Raw genomic sequence first — 17108 nt, forward strand, 5'->3', positions numbered from 1 at the left:
CGGGATCTCTTCATCGCTTCAAACTCCTTCAATAGGGGAGCCAGATGCGACTTTACTCTAATTTAGAATTGCCCAGGTTTTTGGGGATGACGTCAGTTACTGAAGCATATAAAAAAGAGACCAATGTCCAGAGTAATAATTATTGGGGCGGGGGCATCGATTGACGCGTCCCATTCAAAACTGCCGGGAGCAGCAAATTTCTTCGGTTGTATTCGCCGTCATCCTGAACTTAATAATGAGCTTCAGTCACGGCAGCTTCAGGACGCTTTAACGTCTTTGCTTCCCTTATCAATGTCGGATCTTGGCTCGCTAAGGGCGTTGGACAAACTAAATATCGAAGACCTTTTTACTCTAGCTAGTCTTGAAGCAGAAATGGATTCAAACGATAAGCGGGTTGGTCATTTAACAGAGCTAATTAGGAAAACTATTGTTACCTGTTCGAAGGAGGTGAAGACAGGGGGCAATTACTCTAATTTCGTTAGGGACATACTGAAGGAACAAACAAGCGTGATATCGTTTAACTGGGACACACTGCTTGATGAGGCGCTACCTGACTATTTCGCCCCGGGGACTTCAATCAAAAAAACTCCTGGTCTTCACTGGGAATTCTTGCGCATATGCACTGCAGAAACATCGGTGAATAGCTTTTACAGTGAAGATCGCCCACCTCCACAGAAAACGTTTGTCGCTAAACCAGCATACCTGAAGCTCCATGGCTCAATTGACGTAGTGGTTTGCAAGAACGACCAATGCCGAAATTATCTACTGCCCTTTAGGGTAGCAGATTGCACGGGCGCTCATCATTGTCAAGATTGTTATGAAAAGGTTGCTCCCTTCATCGTGCCCCCGGTGCAGAACAAGCCGATTCGGCAATTCCATCACATTCGCCGTGCTTGGATGCTGGCCAGCAAGTTGATACAACAGGCCGAAGAAGTAATTGTGTGGGGTTATAGCCTTCCTGTTACGGATCATTGGAGCCGTTGGCTCATGGGTCACGTTTGGTCACCGGAAGCACGGTGTCGCAAACTTATTATCATAAACCCGGAGGTTGCAGGCTTCAACAACAGAAATCAGGCTGATGTCCTTCGCAAGAAGTTTATCGGCCGATTTTTGCCCTGGAGCAGTTTATTACCGGGCGGAATCAAGGTTGAGGCATATAAATATTACGATTTATTCGTGAAGGGAGAGCAAGTTACGGCGTAAATGTCCGTGCAATAATCTCTTGGCTTCTCGTCACAAGCACAATTGAAAAGTGCGTTGGGTGAACACTGTTAATCTGAGCGAGGAGATTTGAGCCATGGAAGGGGGCATTGGAGTAACGCCGAGTTCGAGCAACCTGCCAATAGTTGAAACAAAAAAGACCTGAACACCCTCTTAACATTCCTTTGCGCGAATGAGCGGGCAAGTATGGCGCAGCAAAAGGAAGTGGCGGAGAGGGTGGAATCCGTACTTGCTTCCGCCCGACTCAGCCGCTCCATAACTGATTCCTTTTCATCTCGGTAATACGAAGAAAGGTAGTTATCATCTGGTTCAAATCGATTCTAAGGTGTTTAAATCGTTCCTCCACACCACGAATCACGCGCAACTAATGCATGAATAAAACCGGTGGTTGTTGCGCGGTATTTTTTTGCTTAACGATAAGCGAGAGCCATTATTGAAAAAGGTTTCAGCTCTGGTGATATTCATTGGAAACGCTTGTTGCGTTGTTGCGTCGCTAGCAAACGAAATGCGCAACATTCTCACGTTTCCGGCCAAACGGCCCCTTCCTTGCCATCCTAATGATGGCCGTATTTACTGGAAACCGATTACGTTAAGAAGGGAAAGGGTGTCGCGCAGGTATCAAGGTAGAGGTTGGAGATTTTGCCCCGCTGCTCTTGCTGTCAATCCTTGCTGTGGATCAGCTGTGCAATATTTTAATGCATACAGCGGATGGAGGATGACGGTACCAAGAAGCAACAGTGCGAGATGTGTTACGTGGTAACTTTGAAGCTGCCTTTGACGATTGTGTAAGACGAGCATGGGAAGTACATCATAATCGCTGCAGTTGAGCCTGTTTCACCGCCACGTATGTTTAGGTTTCATACACTTATTTCAACTGAGCCGGTTACACACCAGTTACATTCGCTAGGGAAACAAAAAGGAGCTACAAGAATTTTCCTATAACTCCTTGTTTTCATGGTGGGTCTGGTTGGACTCGAACCAACGACCAAGGGATTATGAGTCCCCTGCTCTAACCGACTGAGCTACAGACCCCGGCAATAACTGAAGTATAACAGTTGCAGAGGCCGGTCAGCCTTCGGTATCCAGGAAACTGCGCAACCGCTCGGATCGCGACGGATGGCGCAGCTTGCGCAACGCCTTGGCTTCGATCTGACGGATGCGCTCGCGGGTCACGTCGAATTGTTTGCCGACTTCTTCCAGCGTGTGGTCGGTATTCATTTCGATGCCGAAACGCATACGTAGCACTTTCGCCTCACGTGGCGTCAGAGAGTCCAGTATATCCTTCGTCACATCCCGGAGACTGGCATAAACCGCAGCGTCCGCCGGTGCCATGGTAGCCGAATCCTCGATAAAATCGCCCAGGTGGGAATCTTCATCATCCCCTATGGGTGTTTCCATGGAAATGGGTTCCTTGGAAATCTTGAGGATTTTGCGGATTTTCTCTTCCGGCATTTCCATTTTCTGCGCCAGCAATGCCGGCTCGGGCTCCTGGCCTGTTTCCTGCAAAATCTGGCGCGAAATCCGGTTCATCTTGTTGATGGTCTCGATCATATGGACCGGAATGCGAATGGTGCGTGCCTGATCGGCAATGGAACGGGTGATCGCCTGGCGAATCCACCAGGTTGCGTAGGTTGAAAATTTGTACCCGCGCCGGTATTCGAATTTATCCACCGCCTTCATGAGCCCAATATTGCCTTCCTGGATAAGATCGAGGAACTGCAATCCGCGGTTGGTGTATTTTTTGGCGATTGAAATCACCAGCCGCAAATTGGCTTCGGTCATTTCACGTTTGGCCCGACGCGCCTTGGCCTCGCCTGTGGACATACGGCGATTGATTTCCTTGAGGTCTTTCAATGGAATACCAACCTGCTTCTGCAACGTCAGCAAGTTTTGCTGCTGCTCCAGGATAGCCGGAAGATAACGTTCCAGGGCTTGACTATAAGGTTTGGCAAGTGCGACTTCCTGTCCGACCCAATCCACATTGCTTTCGTTGCCTGGAAAAACCTTGATGAAGTGATTGCGCGGCATTCCCGCCTTGGTTACACACAGCTCCATGATCCTGCGCTCATACCCGCGCATTTCATCCACCAGTCCGCGTTGGGTATCGCACAGCTTTTCAACCATTTTGGCGGAAAAACGGATGGCCATCAGTTCAGCCGAAATTTTTTCCTGTATGTCTTTGTATGCCTTGTTTGAGGGGCCTCTTTTTTCAAGCGCTTTCTGCATCTCGGCATAGGCCTCGTGAATCACCGCGAACCGATCCAGAGCATCATTTTTCAACTTGAGTAAATTGGCATTTGCTATTGCGGTAGTGTCTTCGTCTTCCCCATTTTCCGCGCTCAGTTCCTGCTCCAGCGATTCGTCCGAGATATCTTCGCTGACCATTTCCTCGACATCAGGGTCCAGCAACCCGTCGATCAGCTCATCAATGCGCATCTCATCCTTCGAGACTTTATTCGCAAGGTCGAGAATTCCGGCGATGGTGGTCGGGCAGGCGGATATCGCCTGAATCATATGCTTCAGCCCATCCTCGATACGCTTCGCGATCTCGATTTCACTCTCGCGCGTGAGCAATTCAACCGAACCCATTTCGCGCATATACATGCGTACGGGATCGGTGGTCCGGCCAAATTCCGAATCCACGGTAGAAAGCGCAGCTTCCGCTTCTTCCACCACATCCTCGTCCGCCACCGTAGGCGCGGTTTCCGACATGAGCAACGTTTCGGCATCGGGCGCCTCATCATAAACCGAGATGCCAACGTCATTGATCATGCTGATGATGTTCTCGATCTGCTCGGCATCCAGCATATCGTCGGGAAGGTGGTCATTGATCTCGGCGTAAGTCAGATAGCCGCGCTCCTTGCCCTGTACGATCAGATTCTTGAGGCGCATGCGCCGCGCCTCGATGTCCTGTTGTCCGGGCGATGATTTGTCTACATCCTTCGGCGGAACAGGCTTACCTTCCTTTACCGCCTTGACTCGAGCTATTTTTGCCGACAACGGATTGGGTTCCTTCGCCTCCATAACCGCCCTCGCAATCTCGGTCACGCCGGCCGTGGTTTTACCCGATGACTTCGCAACCACTGTAATTTTATTTACCAGTGTTTCCGTCTCCGGTGCTTTTACCTGTTCCGCTTTCGCCGATCCTCTCGATGGTTTTCCGGCATCATTTCCCAGTACCGTGCCGATCTTATCGGTTGAGCGTTCGGCACCCGTGTCAGGCGAAATCCCAGCCTTGGGTTTTGCTTTTACCGCCGGTTTGACTTGCGCTTTTGGTTTTACCATGTCCTTTTCCAATAATATGGTAGTGTTGAAACGTCAAATTTTCCTATTATATCAAGATTAGCTTATGCTAAAGCTAAACTGGCTTCTCCGCATTCAGGAGACCGCCAGTCGCTGGAGTTCCTGTTTTTCCTCGGGAGTAAGTGCGCTCAAGGATTTGTTTTGCAAGTTGGTCATGCGCTGTTTTCGTTTCATGTCCCGCAATCGTGCCATTGCTCCGGAAAACTCCGCTTCCAGGTCGATATCGCTATCCCATGTCAGCGTTTCGCTCTCAGCCTTTTGCAGCAATATGCCATGGGGGCTTTCGTGAAAATAAGCGATAGCCGATGGTATTGCGGTGTTTTCTTTAATGTGGGGGTGAGCGTCGATAAATTCAACCAGTGCCGTCAGCGCTGCTATTTCATCGCCATATTCACGATCCTGTATGAGCAGTTCTCTCTCCAGCTTGCGGATGTGATTCGGGTCGTGCAACAATATTTGCATCAGCCAGCGGTAAGGTGAGGCAGGTTTTGGCCGTGGCGCTCGTTCACGAGCCCGTTCCGATGACACTCGCCTGATCTTTAGTAAATCCTCCAATTCTCTTTGAGTGAAACCACTGATCTCCGCTAATTGCTTTAACAGCATCAGTGCCAGTCCCGGCGCTGCAACTCTTGACAGCAGTGGTTTTGCGTCCTGCACCAGCTTGGCGCGACCTTCGCTGGTTTTGAGATCGACGCGTGCCGACAGTTCCCTGAATAAAAAAATAGATAACGGCAGGGATTGTCTGGATAGTTGTTCAAAGGCTTCTTTCCCGAAATTACGAATATAACTGTCCGGATCCTCGCCCTCGGGTAAAAAAAGAAAACTGACATTCTTGCCATCGACAAGCTGTCCAAGGCTGTCTTCCAATGCGCGCCACGCCGCCTTCCTGCCTGCGTTATCGCCGTCGAAACAAAACACCACATCATCGGTCTGGCGCAACAGTTTTTGCACATGGAAGGGCGTAACGGCTGTACCCAGCGTGGCGACCACATATTCAACGCCATGCTGGGCGAGCGCCACCACGTCCATATATCCTTCCACCACAATGACGCGCCCTGCCTGGCGAATGGCCCTGCGAGCATCGAACAGGTTGTAGAGTTCACGGCCCTTCTGAAACAAAGGCGTCTCGGGAGAATTGAGATACTTAGGTTCTCCCTGTTCCAGCACCCTGCCACCGAACCCCACCAGCATTCCTTTAAGGTTCAGGATGGGAAACATGATGCGATCGCGGAATCGGCTGTAACATTTGCCGTCATCATTCCGGATTAACAGTCCGGCGTTTACCAGCAGAGTTGTCCGCGTCTGCGTTTCAGGATCGGAAAATGCGGCATCCAGGTTTTGCCAGCCAGTCGGCGCATAGCCAATACCAAAACGGGCAGCGGTTTTGCCCGTCAACCCGCGCTTCTTCAAATAAGCAATGGCGACTTTTGAAGACCTGAGCTGCTGCCGGTAAAATCGGCCGGCCGCATCCATTACCCCAACCAGATCCTGCAAGGAATTTTTGCCATCCTGGGATTGGTTTTGCGCCAAGACCGATTGAGACTCGGCAGATTGAGATTCGGCTCCTGTTGCTCCAGATCGGGGTTCAGATTGTTGCGCGGGAACCTGCATTCCTACACGCGCCGCAAGATCATTCACCGCCTCGACAAAACTCATGCCGCTGTATTCCATCAGAAAACCAATGGCGTTGCCGTGCGCACTACAACCAAAACAGTGATAAAACTGCTTGGTAGGGCTTACCGTGAACGAGGGCGTCTTTTCACTATGGAAGGGGCAACAGGCGGAATAGTTTGTGCCGGCCTTCTTGAGCGGCACCTCACGCTCGATGACATCAACAATATCTACGCGGTCGAGTAAGTCCTGAATGAATGATTGTGAAATCATTTACGATGAAAAACCCAATCCCAACTATGGAGGCCTCAATCAGGAAAAATCAAACCAGGTAAAAAAAGATACTGCAGATACAAAGATACTGCAGATACTGAAACAAATGCTTCTACACGGTGCCGCGATAAATTAACAATTGAGCGCAACCAATTCCAAATTATTCCGTAATGGCAGAGATCGAATCAGACAGAAAGTTTCGCTTTGACCAGGGCGGACACTTTGCTCATATCGGCACGGCCGGAAAGCCTGGGCTTGAGTATAGCCATTACGCGCCCGATATCTTGTTGTTCTTTGGCTCCGGCCGCGTTGATTGCTTCGCTTACAGCATCTTCCACTTCGGCATCGCTTAATGCCTGAGGCATGTAAGCCTGCAATACGCTCACTTCATATTTTTCCGCATCGGCCAGATCGTGACGATTGGCCGACTCGTATTGGGCAATGGAATCCCGCCGCTGCTTCAGCATTTTTTCTATCACAGCCACTACCGCGGCATCATCCAGCGTTATGCGTTCATCCACCTCTCGCTGCTTGATCGCCGCTTGCAATAAACGGATGGCGTCGCGCCGCTTGGTATCGCCTGCGCGCATCGCAGCCTTCATATCGTCGGTAATTTGCTGTTTCAGATTCAAATTGTAGCCGGCCCAAACAGGAATTTTACGTAGAGCTCAGGAATATTTGGTAGAGCTCAGGGATTATTTACGTAGGCTTTTCGACTGACTTTGACTAATAAAGTTTCGGTGGAAGCAATTGACTGCGCAGGCGTTTGTACGTGCGTTTGACGGCTGCGGCCAGCTTGCGCTTGCGTTCAGCAGTAGGTTTTTCATAAAATTCCCGGGCGCGCAATTCGGTGAGCAGGCCGGTTTTTTCTATGGTTCGCTTAAAGCGGCGCATGGCGACTTCAAATGGCTCGTTTTCCTTAACTTTAATAGTTGTCATGAAGATACGGTTCCTTTCTTAAAAATAAAATGAATGGCAGACAAGCAGCATTGCCGTTGTAGTAGTGTTGCTGTTTGTATTGCCGTCTGAATGATGCGCGTTATAAAAAGCTTACTATTATACTATAGCAAGTCCCCAATACTATTTAAAAGAGTTGCCTTTTCTTGTTCTCGCATCCATTACTTGTTCTTGGCATTGAAACTTCGTGCGATGAAACCGGGGTCGCACTTTACGACACGCACCGGGGCCTGCTGAGCCATGCACTCTATTCACAAAGCGAAATGCACAGTGAATACGGTGGCGTAGTACCGGAGCTCGCCTCTCGTGATCACATACGGCGGGTACTGCCGCTGATCAGGCAAATACTAAGCGCCGCTGGGGTCGACCTGGCAGATCTCGATGCCATCGCTTATACCCAAGGCCCAGGATTGGCAGGCGCATTGCTGGTGGGCGCGAGCATCTCCGCCGCGCTTGGCTTTGCGTTGAATATCCCTGTGCTGGGCATTCATCACCTCGAGGGCCACCTCCTTTCCCCGTTGCTTTCCAAGCCCGCACCCGCTTTTCCGTTCGTGGCGCTACTGGTCTCGGGCGGGCACACCCAGTTGATGGAAGTGAATGGTCTCGGGCTATATACGCTATTGGGAGAAACAGTCGATGATGCAGCGGGGGAAGCCTTCGACAAAACCGCAAAACTGCTGGGGCTGGGTTATCCTGGAGGACCGGCGCTCTCTAAACTTGCCGATGAATTTGTCCACTCGGGTCATTCTAAATATTTTGAGCTTCCTCGTCCCATGCTCCATAGCGGCGATCTCAATTTCAGCTTCAGCGGGTTAAAAACCGCCGTTCTGACGCTGATGCATAAACATGAGATGACCCCTGACACCCGAGGCGCGATGGCCTTTGCATTTCAGGAGGCCGTGGTAGACGTCCTGGCGGAAAAGTCGCTGGCAGCCCTTGCAAAGACAGGACTTACCCAACTGGTCGTGGCGGGCGGCGTGGGAGCCAACCGCCAACTGCGCAATACCCTGTGCCGCAAAGCCGAGCAAATAGGCGCGACCGTTTTTTTCCCCGAATTCGAATTTTGCACGGATAACGGTGCAATGATTGCATTTGCAGGGGCCATGCGGATGCAAGAGACCTCGGACCAGGATAAAAGAACCGATGTATTTACGATAAACGCCAGGTGGGATCTTGAAATGCAGGGATTGTGCACCTAGGGCCTCTGAAGAACTCCCCCGCGGTCGCTTGCTGGCAAAATTAGGATCACAAGGCGCACGCAGATCATAACTCGGTCTACTGCCAAGATTGCAATGCGGTGGGACTCCAAAGCTTCGCCTGGGGGTTCCGCGAAGCCCGGGGCGGGCACGGGTGTCCGACCGCGCTGACTTGTGCAGAGGTTCCCTGGAGCTGATTACGAGCGCCAGGGGTACCTCGATCACTCGGGGCGCTTAGAGGGGCGCTTAAGGCGTTCCCCCTTGCCGATACGGCCCTCGGTGCCTGCGATCAAGTTCGTAATATTGGACTTGTGCCGCCAGATGAGCAATAAGGACATCATAAGAACTGCGAGTGTCCGTGCATCCAAGCCAAGAAAAAATACCGCATAAATAGGGGCTAATGCAGCGGCCGCTAAGGCAGATAACGACGAAATGCGCCAGATCGCCGCAACGGTAATCCAGATTGTAACCGCCAACAGCCCCATCCATGGATTGAAACCCAGCAATATGCCCAATGCGGTCGCAACACCTTTCCCTCCTTGAAAGCGTAAAAATATTGGAAATAGATGACCTAAAAAAACCGCCAGCGCTACTGCCGCGATCGCCGCCGGGCCAAATCCAAGGACAGGCGCGAAGTGTTGCGCCAGCGCTACGGACAGCCAGCCTTTACCGGCATCCCCCAGCAGCGTAAACACGGCCGCTGCTTTTTTTCCACTACGCAGTACGTTGGTAGCCCCAGGGTTCTTCGAGCCATAGGTACGTGGATCGGGCAGCTTAAAGATCCAGCTTGCCAGGACGCCAAAGGAAACAGACCCGAGCAAATATGCCAGAAGGATTGACACCGTCAGCGTCATCTAATTAGCGCCATTCCCGCAAATAGAATAAAATCGCTGATTCTACGTGAAAAACAGCTTATATATGCCAGCGGATGCGCATGTGGGCTTATCCAGAATTGCCGTGATGGACATTATTTTCTTGCATGAACTCAAGGTCAAAACCTTGATTGGAATCTATCCCTGGGAACGCAGCGCTGCGCAAACGATACAGCTCGACCTGGAAATCGCACTGCCGACAAGCCGCGCCTGCCTGACGGATAACTTCGAGGATGCGCTGGATTATGCGCTTGTTGTCCAGCGCATCAATGAAACGCTTTCGCAAAGGCATTTTTCTCTGCTGGAAGCTCTGGCCGAGCACATCGCTCAAATAATCCTGATGGAATTCAAATCACCGTGGACCAAGATTAGCGTGGCCAAACTCAGCGCGATACGCGGCGTAAAAAGACTGGGTGTATGCATTGAACGCCGGCGCGAGGATACGGCGCCAAAGATGATGGACTAAGATCTGGTCCAGGTGGGTGGGCAGCATGGAGAGTGTTTGAATGAGCCCGTGCAAGTTTTCCATGCTACCTGAGCTGTTGGCTCAGGTAGCATGATTCGGGCTTGGGATTGCACCCGCAAATTAACCGGTGATTAACCGGCAATTAACGTTTCCTCAATTTCAACAAAAGTTTTCGCAACCTCGGTGGGCGGAATGGCGGCTCCGAGCTGCTTCTCGATTTGTGTCAAGGAAAAAATCCCGCACACTACCGGTTTGCCATCAGCGTCATTCTCTACCACCAGGGTATGCTGGCGCCCGCTATCACGCAGACTGGCGATAACGTTGCCCACCTTGGCGTTCTGAACTTCTTTCATGGGAATAGCTTCCAGCCGATCAAGCGGGGTCATGATATCCGAGACCAGGATCTCATTGTGCTTTATCTGGCGCTGCTGGATGAAACGGAGCGGTTTCTCGCCGAGAATATCGGTTGCGGTGAGAATACCGCAGAGGATCTCGTCTTGATCCAACACAAGCAACGAGCGTATACCGCGCTGCATCATATATGCATTAGCGGATTCCATTGTGGTATGAGGTTCGGTTACGCCCGCATGGATATGCCGTAAATCGGTCATGACTTCAAGTGCAGGTGATGTGAGGGTTACAGATGCAGGCGCAGCGGGACAAACTACCCGAACGGCGCCCGTCAGGCGCTGTGCAGGAAGAACATGATAGTCGGGCATGGCATTATCCTCCAGCGTTTGTGGATGGGATACTTGATACTACCTGGAACACTCCTAGAATACCCCGGCCCCCTTCGGCCACCTTGTTTACTCTACGCCCAAGTAGGGGGCTCCGCAAGATTCGAGGGGGCTAAATTCTGCAGCACCGGGTTGCCCGATGAACTGCCAACAGTTTTGTCGGATGAGATACCGGATGAGATAGCGAATGCGCTAAAGGTGTCTTAACTGAGTGGGCAGGTTAAGGCGCTGAGAGAGAAGAGTTGATAAGTACGGGTTGGTATATACAGAGTTGATACGTATGGAGATGAAAGATTAGGAGTTCCAGAGTCCGGATGAGTGAACGTGACTCTACGATCCGGGAGCTGGCACCGACCTCGACCCCAGCCAAAGATAAGGTATCAAGCATGATCATTCCGAGTTCGATCCGGGAGGGGGGTGATTTCCACTCCTGCGATTTCTTGATTCAGCCGTCGCAATAGCGATGCCGGATCGCTTGCCTGCGTAATCGGCCTTCCGATTACGAGATAATTCGACCCGTTTATAATCGCCTGACGCGGGGTGGTCACCCGCTTCTGCTCATCCAATGAAGCGCCAGCCGGACGTATTCCTGGCGTGACAAGGCAAAAACGCTCACCCATGGCTTTCCTGAGTTCCGCGGCTTCCAGCGCGGAACTCACCACACCATCCAGGCCACAATCCTGGGCAAGCATGGCGAGTCGTCGCACCACATCTTGCGGCTCGCCCTTCAGTCCTACATCGTCCAAATCGCTGTGTTCCATGCTGGTGAGCAGGGTTACGGCGATAAGTTTAGCGGATCCTGTTGGTACAGCCTCCCGGGCTGCGTGGAGCATCTTCCTGCCACCCAACGCATGGACGTTCATCATCCATACGCCGAGCCTAGCCGCAGCCTTGCATGCATTAGCCACCGTGCTGGGGATATCGTGAAATTTCAAGTCGAGGAAAACGTCGAAACCCCTACCTATTATTTTTTCTACCAGCCGCGGTCCGGCAGCGGTAAAAAGCTCCTTTCCCACTTTGACTCTGCATTCGGTTGGATCAAGCTTCGCTGTAAAGGATATTGCCTCTTCCGCGTCGGGAAAATCCAGGGCGACGATAATGCGCGGATCGCTCATAAGATGAGTGCTGTTCCTCCAATAATCTCTCATTCCTTCAATAATCTCTGACTAAAAGCTGACCAATGCGCCATGAGACTACTCATATTAAATATTAATCATCTATATGATATTTTTTTCTGTAGCTGGCGATTTCACGCCTCTGCCTGAACAATTTGCCAAGGCAGGAGGCGGCCCCAATCGCTATGCCAAGCGCAAAAAAAAGCAATATTATCAATACAAGCGGCGCCTGCCATTCATAGCCAAAATAATAGCGCAGGGTTACCGTTTCGGTATTCCTCACGGTAAAACCGAACAGCAGCAAAAACACCACGATACGTAGGAACCAGATGGGGTAACGCATCATTTATCCCGGAAGCCGACTGCCCGTTGACATAGCAGAAGGGAGTAACAAGCGGATAACAATCTCGCGTATTTCGCAATAGACCGGATTCGCGCGGACATTACCCGGAAAACCCATAAAAAGGCGGCATGATCTTTCGATCTGCCGCCATTTTATATCCCATGTTGCCAATCTTCAGTCTTTCTGGTCGACGCGCTCTCGCATTTCTTTACCCGCCTTGAAATGCGGCACATACTTCTCCGGCACCCGCACCTTTTCCCCCGACTTCGGATTTCGTCCGACGCGCGGAGGGCGATAGTTCAGATCGAAGCTGCCAAATCCCCGAATTTCGATACGTTGACCCTGTGACAAACTCTTGGCCATGGCGTCAAGTATTACCTTGACCGCGAGCTCAGCATCCTTTGCTACCAACTGCGGATAGCGAGCTGCAAGCCTCGCGATCAGTTCAGACTTTGTCATGGCTACCCTTTATGGCTCAGTATTTTTTACGTCCATCTTGGCTTTAAGTAACGCGCCCAGGCTGGTGGTCCCGGCGTTAGCGGAACTGTCGACCGCAACTTTCTGAATGGCATCCGATTCTTCCGCTAAATCCTTGGCCTTTATCGAAAGATTGATCGTCCGGTTCTTGCGATCGATATTAATGATCATTGCCTCAACCGTATCGCCTTCTTTTAAGTGCGTGCGAATATCTTCAACCCTATCCCTGGACACTTCAGACGCGCGCAGATACCCTTCGACATCATTCTCCAATGCAATGACAGCGCCCTTGGCATCAATGGACTTGACTGTGCCTTTGACAATACTGTTCTTATCGTTTACGGAGACAAAGCTGTTGAACGGATCACCTTCCAGTTGCTTGATTCCGAGCGATATTCGCTCACGCTCGACATCGATGGACAATACAACTGCCTCAACTTCATCGCCTTTCTTGTAATTGCGTACGGCTTCTTCACCCGGTTGGCTCCAGGAAAGATCAGACAAATGCACCAACCCATCTATGCCGCCCTGCAATCCGATAAAAACACCGAAGTCGGTAATGGATTTGATCTGGCCGCGGACCTTGTCGCCTTTCTGATGGTTCATTGCAAAGTCTTCCCAGGGATTTACTTTGCACTGCTTCATGCCGAGAGAAATACGCCGGCGCTCCTCATCGATTTCCAGGATCATTACTTCGACTTCATCGCCCAGTTGCACAATCTTGGAGGGATACACGTTCTTGTTGGTCCAATCCATTTCAGACACATGCACCAGCCCTTCAATACCCTGCTCAATCTCCACGAATGCGCCATAATCGGTAAGATTACTGACTTTGCCGAACAGACGGGTGTGGGGTGGATAACGCCGTGAGAGCCCGACCCACGGATCTTCGGTCAACTGCTTCATTCCCAGCGATACCCGATTCTTCTCCTGATCGAATTTAAGCACTTTGGCGGTCACTTCGTCCCCGACACTGATGACTTCGGAAGGATGTTTCACCCGCCTCCATGCGAGATCGGTGATGTGCAACAGGCCATCTATACCGCCCAGGTCAACGAATGCGCCGTAATCGGTGATATTCTTGACAATGCCCTTGACCACAGCGCCTTCGGTCAGGTTTTCAAGCAATGTCTGGCGATCCGCGCCTTGGGTCTCTTCCAGAACCGCACGGCGCGATACCACGACGTTATTGCGCTTGCGATCCAGCTTGATAACCTTGAATTCCATCTCCTTGTTTTCGTAAGGGGTCGTATCCTTGACCGGGCGAATATCCACGAGCGAGCCGGGGAGAAATGCGCGAATACCGTTAATCATTGCAGTAAGGCCACCTTTGACCTTGCCGGTTACCAGGCCGGATACGATAGCGCCGCTTTCCATGGCTGCTTCGAGATCATGCCAGGCGGTAAGACGCTTGGCCTTGTCGCGTGACAAGCGCGTTTCACCATAACCATCTTCAAGCGCCTCGATGGCAACACTGACAAAATCGCCGGGCTTGACTTCGATTTCGCCTTTATCATTCTTGAATTCTTCGACAGGTATGAAACTTTCCGATTTCAGGCCCGCATTTACAACCACGACGTTGTAATCGACACGGACAACCTGGGCGGTGATGACTTCACCCACCCGCATTTCCTGTCGGGAAAGGCTTTCTTCGAATAGAGCTGCAAAACTTTCAGAGGAATCTATAGCGGAAGCAATGGCTGTGGTCATGTAAAAAATACCTGATTTGGAATCCCGTCGGCGAGACAATTGACGGGGTTAAAGGTTAATAAAACTGCCTGGGCAGAACGCCCCCTTATATTTGCCAAGAGGGGGCAGCAAGGCAGCAATTCGTCAGCACTTACTTTTTGCATCAAGGAATTTCAATTGCCGTAATCTCATCCATTCATAAGTAGCCATAAGAGCTAAGCCGCTCTTGCCGCGGCAGCTTGGCCGCTCTGCCCTCCGAGGCCAGCCGAGCCCAAACAGACTGAGTAGACTGAGCTGAGGCCAACGGGTTAATGAATGAAGGGCCTGGCTTGGAACTTGAATTTCTAGAGATGCTTTTTTGCACAAACACCGGCGTATTGCTTTAGTACGCTATCCACCGCTTCTGCGATATTCAATGAAGTTGTGTCCAGTAGATTCGTATCTGTGCCCTGTTGCAAGGGCGCTACGGTTCGATTGCTGTCACGCGCATCGCGATCCCGTATATCCTGCAAGAGGGTGGCAATATTAGCATCTATCCCTTTTTCCATCAACTGTTTAAGCCTCCGTTGCGCCCGCGTCTCAGCACTGGCGGTGAGAAAGATTTTGAGAACGGCGTCGGGAAATACCACCGACCCCATATCGCGCCCGTCCGCGACCAGGCCGGGAATCTGACGAAACTCGCGCTGCCGGGCCAAAAGAGCCGTCCTGACCTTTGGGTACGCGGCAATCCTTGACGCGGCGTTACTGCACGCCTCGGTACGAATTGCACTGGTGACGTTTTCGCTCTGGAAACGGATATCCGCACCCTCAAAAACAACATCGAGTTGGGCAGCAACATCGCTCAGCGTATTTTCATTGCTCAGATCGACTCCGGATCGCATTGCCGCCAGCGCCACCAAGCGGTAAAGCGCTCCACTGTCGAGATAGTGAAATCCCAGCTTTTCCGCGACGCGTTGTGCAACAGTGCCCTTCCCGGAAGCCGACGGACCGTCAATCGCAATAACCGGTACATTGTCGATACGCATAAATCCTTTCATGAGAAACAGTTATGATCAAACAGTTATGATCAGGCTTGTACTACTGATGCGAACTTCTCGAAATAATCAGGAAACGTCTTACTCACGCAATCAGGATTGTTGATCCTCACCGCCGCCCCTAACGACGCCAACGAGAAGCACATGGCCATCCGGTGGTCCTCATAGGTGTCGATCGCGCTATGCGCAATCAGCCCCCCGGCTGGAGGCGTGATACGCAGAAAATCACGGCCTTCCTCAACGCTAGCGCCCAGCTTCCGTAACTCTTTCGCCATCGCCGCAAGGCGATCGGTTTCCTTTACCCGCCAACTGGCGATATTCCTGAGTATGGTAGTACCGCGAGCGAACAACGCCGCGACAGCGAGCGTCATGGCGGCATCGGGAATATGGTTGCAATCAAGATTCACCGGCCGCAGATACCCGGATCTGGGTGCCCGCGCTTCGATCCAATTATTGCCTAGCCTGATATCGGCTCCCATTTCTTGCAGCACATCGACAAAACGAAGGTCGCCCTGAAGACTGCCCTGCCCTATCCCTTCCACCCGGACAGGGCCTGTACCGATAACACCTGCGGCGAGAAAGTACGAAGCGGAGGAGGCATCCCCTTCTACAAAAATCTCGCCTGGGCTGCGATAGCTTTGGCCAGCGCGCAGAGTGAAGCGACGCCACTCGTCACGCTCAACCTTTACGCCGAAACGGGCCATCAGGGCAATGGTCAGTTCGATATAAGGCTGTGAAATCAGTTCTCCCACCACTGTTATGCTTGGTTTTTCGCCCGCAACGGATGCGGATAAGGGCAACGCCATGAGCAAGCCGGTCAGGAACTGACTGGACACGTCGCCTTTAACCGTTATCGCATTTGGATGAATTCTGGCAGGCTTAATTTGCAGCGGAGGAAAACCCTCCTTATCAAGATAGGTGATATCCGCACCCAACTGGCGCAGCGCGTCCACCAGATCGCCGATCGGACGTTCATGCATGCGGGGTACTCCGGATAAGCGGTAATTACCTTGCGCCAGCGCCAGTATCGCGGTCAACGGACGAAACGCGGTGCCTGCATTGCCCAGAAATAAATCTGCTTCGCCTACCGGGAACCGCAGCGGAAACCGCCCCGCCACACCCCGTATACAATAATGATTCCCATCAGCCTGAACGATGCCGACCCCCAAACCTCCTAGCGCGTCCAGCATACGTGCCGTATCATCGGAAAGCAGCAAATCGCGAATGTCAGTGAAACCATCAGCCAGCGCGGCAAGTAGCAATATGCGATTCGAAATGCTTTTGGAGCCGGGCAAGCGCACCACGCCTTGAGCAGTCTTGACCGCCGGCAGATCAATAAAATTCATTATGCATATTAAATCTTTATTAACGGATGATTTTCGCCTGAGATTTGCCTGGGACGTCGGCCGTCTTCCGAGCAATGCCAGGCGCCGTCCAGTTTCGAGTTTGGCGCTAAACGGCAAACCCCGCATTATAACAATTCCGACTGACGTATCCCCGGTTTTCCCGACTGATGGTGATACCCTTCCAGTCGCGTAACTGGCTGAGATAGATATATGATTGACCAGCTCAGCAATGCGACGGCACAATAATGGAATTTACCGAAATTTTCGTCACGGCCCATTTTCTTCAGAACGCGTTGCAACTAACTACTCGACTGTTTAATATCTGCTTAATATACAAAGGCATTTCATAAGGGGGAGCCTTTAATACTCGATTTTCACTTTATTCCTCGTGCTACAAAGTACAAAGAAACACCTGAAAATAAGTCGCAGGACTTATTCCGAGATTCGCAGGCATCACATGGAAGGAAG

15 protein-coding genes and 1 tRNA gene are annotated in these 17108 nt (G+C 51.4%); 3 read left to right on the forward strand and 13 right to left on the reverse strand.

Annotated features, from left to right (window positions below; all coding sequences use genetic code 11):
- The first annotated feature begins 123 nt into the window (after positions 1 to 123).
- Complete coding sequence (locus BMX00_RS11660) at positions 124 to 1203, forward strand: SIR2 family protein (protein ID WP_090829199.1); 1080 nt, start codon at positions 124 to 126, stop codon at positions 1201 to 1203.
- 973 nt (positions 1204 to 2176) lie between these two features.
- Here the strand turns inward: BMX00_RS11660 and BMX00_RS11665 are convergent.
- The 5 genes from BMX00_RS11665 to rpsU all read right to left on the reverse strand — a co-directional run bounded on the left by BMX00_RS11665 (position 2177) and on the right by rpsU (position 7347).
- Positions 2177 to 2253 (reverse strand) — tRNA-Ile (locus BMX00_RS11665).
- Positions 2254 to 2289: 36 nt separating this feature from the next.
- Complete coding sequence (gene rpoD / locus BMX00_RS11670) at positions 2290 to 4305, reverse strand: RNA polymerase sigma factor RpoD (RefSeq protein WP_425433900.1); 2016 nt, start codon at positions 4303 to 4305, stop codon at positions 2290 to 2292.
- A gap of 294 nt (positions 4306 to 4599) precedes the next feature.
- On the reverse strand, positions 4600 to 6408 hold the full coding sequence (gene dnaG, locus BMX00_RS11675; protein WP_090829200.1) for a DNA primase: 1809 nt from the start codon (positions 6406 to 6408) through the stop codon (positions 4600 to 4602).
- Between the two features lie 185 nt (positions 6409 to 6593).
- Complete coding sequence (locus BMX00_RS11680) at positions 6594 to 7040, reverse strand: GatB/YqeY domain-containing protein (RefSeq protein WP_090829201.1); 447 nt, start codon at positions 7038 to 7040, stop codon at positions 6594 to 6596.
- A 94-nt stretch (positions 7041 to 7134) separates the two neighbouring features.
- Complete coding sequence (rpsU, locus tag BMX00_RS11685; RefSeq protein WP_004179462.1) at positions 7135 to 7347, reverse strand: 30S ribosomal protein S21; 213 nt, start codon at positions 7345 to 7347, stop codon at positions 7135 to 7137.
- Positions 7348 to 7511: 164 nt separating this feature from the next.
- Here rpsU and tsaD point away from each other — a divergent pair, with 164 nt between their 5' ends.
- Positions 7512 to 8564 (forward strand): tRNA (adenosine(37)-N6)-threonylcarbamoyltransferase complex transferase subunit TsaD, encoded by a 1053-nt coding sequence (gene tsaD / locus BMX00_RS11690; protein WP_090829202.1) that lies wholly within the window; start codon positions 7512 to 7514, stop codon positions 8562 to 8564.
- Between the two features lie 218 nt (positions 8565 to 8782).
- On the opposite strand, the gene plsY is transcribed toward tsaD, so the two are convergent.
- Positions 8783 to 9415: a glycerol-3-phosphate 1-O-acyltransferase PlsY gene (gene plsY / locus BMX00_RS11695; RefSeq protein WP_090829203.1), complete on the reverse strand. Its 633-nt coding sequence runs from the start codon at positions 9413 to 9415 to the stop codon at positions 8783 to 8785.
- Between the two features lie 106 nt (positions 9416 to 9521).
- Here plsY and BMX00_RS11700 point away from each other — a divergent pair, with 106 nt between their 5' ends.
- Positions 9522 to 9899, forward strand: coding sequence for a dihydroneopterin aldolase (locus BMX00_RS11700; protein ID WP_090829263.1), 378 nt, complete (start codon positions 9522 to 9524; stop codon positions 9897 to 9899).
- Between the two features lie 131 nt (positions 9900 to 10030).
- On the opposite strand, the gene BMX00_RS11705 is transcribed toward BMX00_RS11700, so the two are convergent.
- The 7 genes from BMX00_RS11705 to aroA form a co-directional block, all read right to left on the reverse strand.
- Positions 10031 to 10618, reverse strand: coding sequence for a CBS domain-containing protein (locus tag BMX00_RS11705; RefSeq protein WP_090829204.1), 588 nt, complete (start codon positions 10616 to 10618; stop codon positions 10031 to 10033).
- Positions 10619 to 11016: 398 nt separating this feature from the next.
- Positions 11017 to 11751, reverse strand: coding sequence for an orotidine-5'-phosphate decarboxylase (pyrF, locus tag BMX00_RS11715; protein WP_090829206.1), 735 nt, complete (start codon positions 11749 to 11751; stop codon positions 11017 to 11019).
- A 94-nt stretch (positions 11752 to 11845) separates the two neighbouring features.
- Positions 11846 to 12097 carry a LapA family protein gene (locus BMX00_RS11720; RefSeq protein ID WP_342707157.1) on the reverse strand — a complete coding sequence of 84 codons (252 nt, stop codon included), beginning with the start codon at positions 12095 to 12097 and terminating at the stop codon, positions 11846 to 11848.
- A 171-nt stretch (positions 12098 to 12268) separates the two neighbouring features.
- Positions 12269 to 12553, reverse strand: coding sequence for an integration host factor subunit beta (locus tag BMX00_RS11725; RefSeq protein ID WP_090829208.1), 285 nt, complete (start codon positions 12551 to 12553; stop codon positions 12269 to 12271).
- Positions 12554 to 12562: 9 nt separating this feature from the next.
- Positions 12563 to 14281, reverse strand: coding sequence for a 30S ribosomal protein S1 (gene rpsA, locus BMX00_RS11730; protein WP_090829209.1), 1719 nt, complete (start codon positions 14279 to 14281; stop codon positions 12563 to 12565).
- A gap of 323 nt (positions 14282 to 14604) precedes the next feature.
- A complete protein-coding gene (gene cmk / locus BMX00_RS11735) occupies positions 14605 to 15297 on the reverse strand; it encodes a (d)CMP kinase (protein ID WP_218141551.1) in 693 nt (230 codons plus the stop codon).
- A gap of 29 nt (positions 15298 to 15326) precedes the next feature.
- On the reverse strand, positions 15327 to 16640 hold the full coding sequence (gene aroA, locus BMX00_RS11740) for a 3-phosphoshikimate 1-carboxyvinyltransferase (protein ID WP_090829264.1): 1314 nt from the start codon (positions 16638 to 16640) through the stop codon (positions 15327 to 15329).
- Positions 16641 to 17108 lie beyond the last annotated feature (468 nt).

The sequence above is a fragment of the Nitrosovibrio tenuis genome, assembly GCF_900109785.1.
Classification (GTDB): Bacteria; Pseudomonadota; Gammaproteobacteria; order Burkholderiales; family Nitrosomonadaceae; genus Nitrosospira; species Nitrosospira tenuis_A.

What these genes read in the sequence shown, in the direction of transcription:
- dnaG (WP_090829200.1), bottom strand. Translation starts at nt 6,408, where the DNA reads ATGATTTCACAATCATTCATTCAGGACTTACTCGACCGCGTAGATATT.
- rpsU (WP_004179462.1), bottom strand. Translation starts at nt 7,347, where the DNA reads ATGACAACTATTAAAGTTAAGGAAAACGAGCCATTTGAAGTCGCCATG.
- BMX00_RS11700 (WP_090829263.1), top strand. Translation starts at nt 9,522, where the DNA reads ATGGACATTATTTTCTTGCATGAACTCAAGGTCAAAACCTTGATTGGA.
- cmk (WP_218141551.1), bottom strand. Translation starts at nt 15,297, where the DNA reads ATGAAAGGATTTATGCGTATCGACAATGTACCGGTTATTGCGATTGAC.
- BMX00_RS11720 (WP_342707157.1), bottom strand. Translation starts at nt 12,097, where the DNA reads ATGATGCGTTACCCCATCTGGTTCCTACGTATCGTGGTGTTTTTGCTG.
- BMX00_RS11705 (WP_090829204.1), bottom strand. Translation starts at nt 10,618, where the DNA reads ATGCCCGACTATCATGTTCTTCCTGCACAGCGCCTGACGGGCGCCGTT.
- BMX00_RS11660 (WP_090829199.1), top strand. Translation starts at nt 124, where the DNA reads ATGTCCAGAGTAATAATTATTGGGGCGGGGGCATCGATTGACGCGTCC.
- rpsA (WP_090829209.1), bottom strand. Translation starts at nt 14,281, where the DNA reads ATGACCACAGCCATTGCTTCCGCTATAGATTCCTCTGAAAGTTTTGCA.
- pyrF (WP_090829206.1), bottom strand. Translation starts at nt 11,751, where the DNA reads ATGAGCGATCCGCGCATTATCGTCGCCCTGGATTTTCCCGACGCGGAA.
- plsY (WP_090829203.1), bottom strand. Translation starts at nt 9,415, where the DNA reads ATGACGCTGACGGTGTCAATCCTTCTGGCATATTTGCTCGGGTCTGTT.
- aroA (WP_090829264.1), bottom strand. Translation starts at nt 16,640, where the DNA reads ATGAATTTTATTGATCTGCCGGCGGTCAAGACTGCTCAAGGCGTGGTG.
- BMX00_RS11725 (WP_090829208.1), bottom strand. Translation starts at nt 12,553, where the DNA reads ATGACAAAGTCTGAACTGATCGCGAGGCTTGCAGCTCGCTATCCGCAG.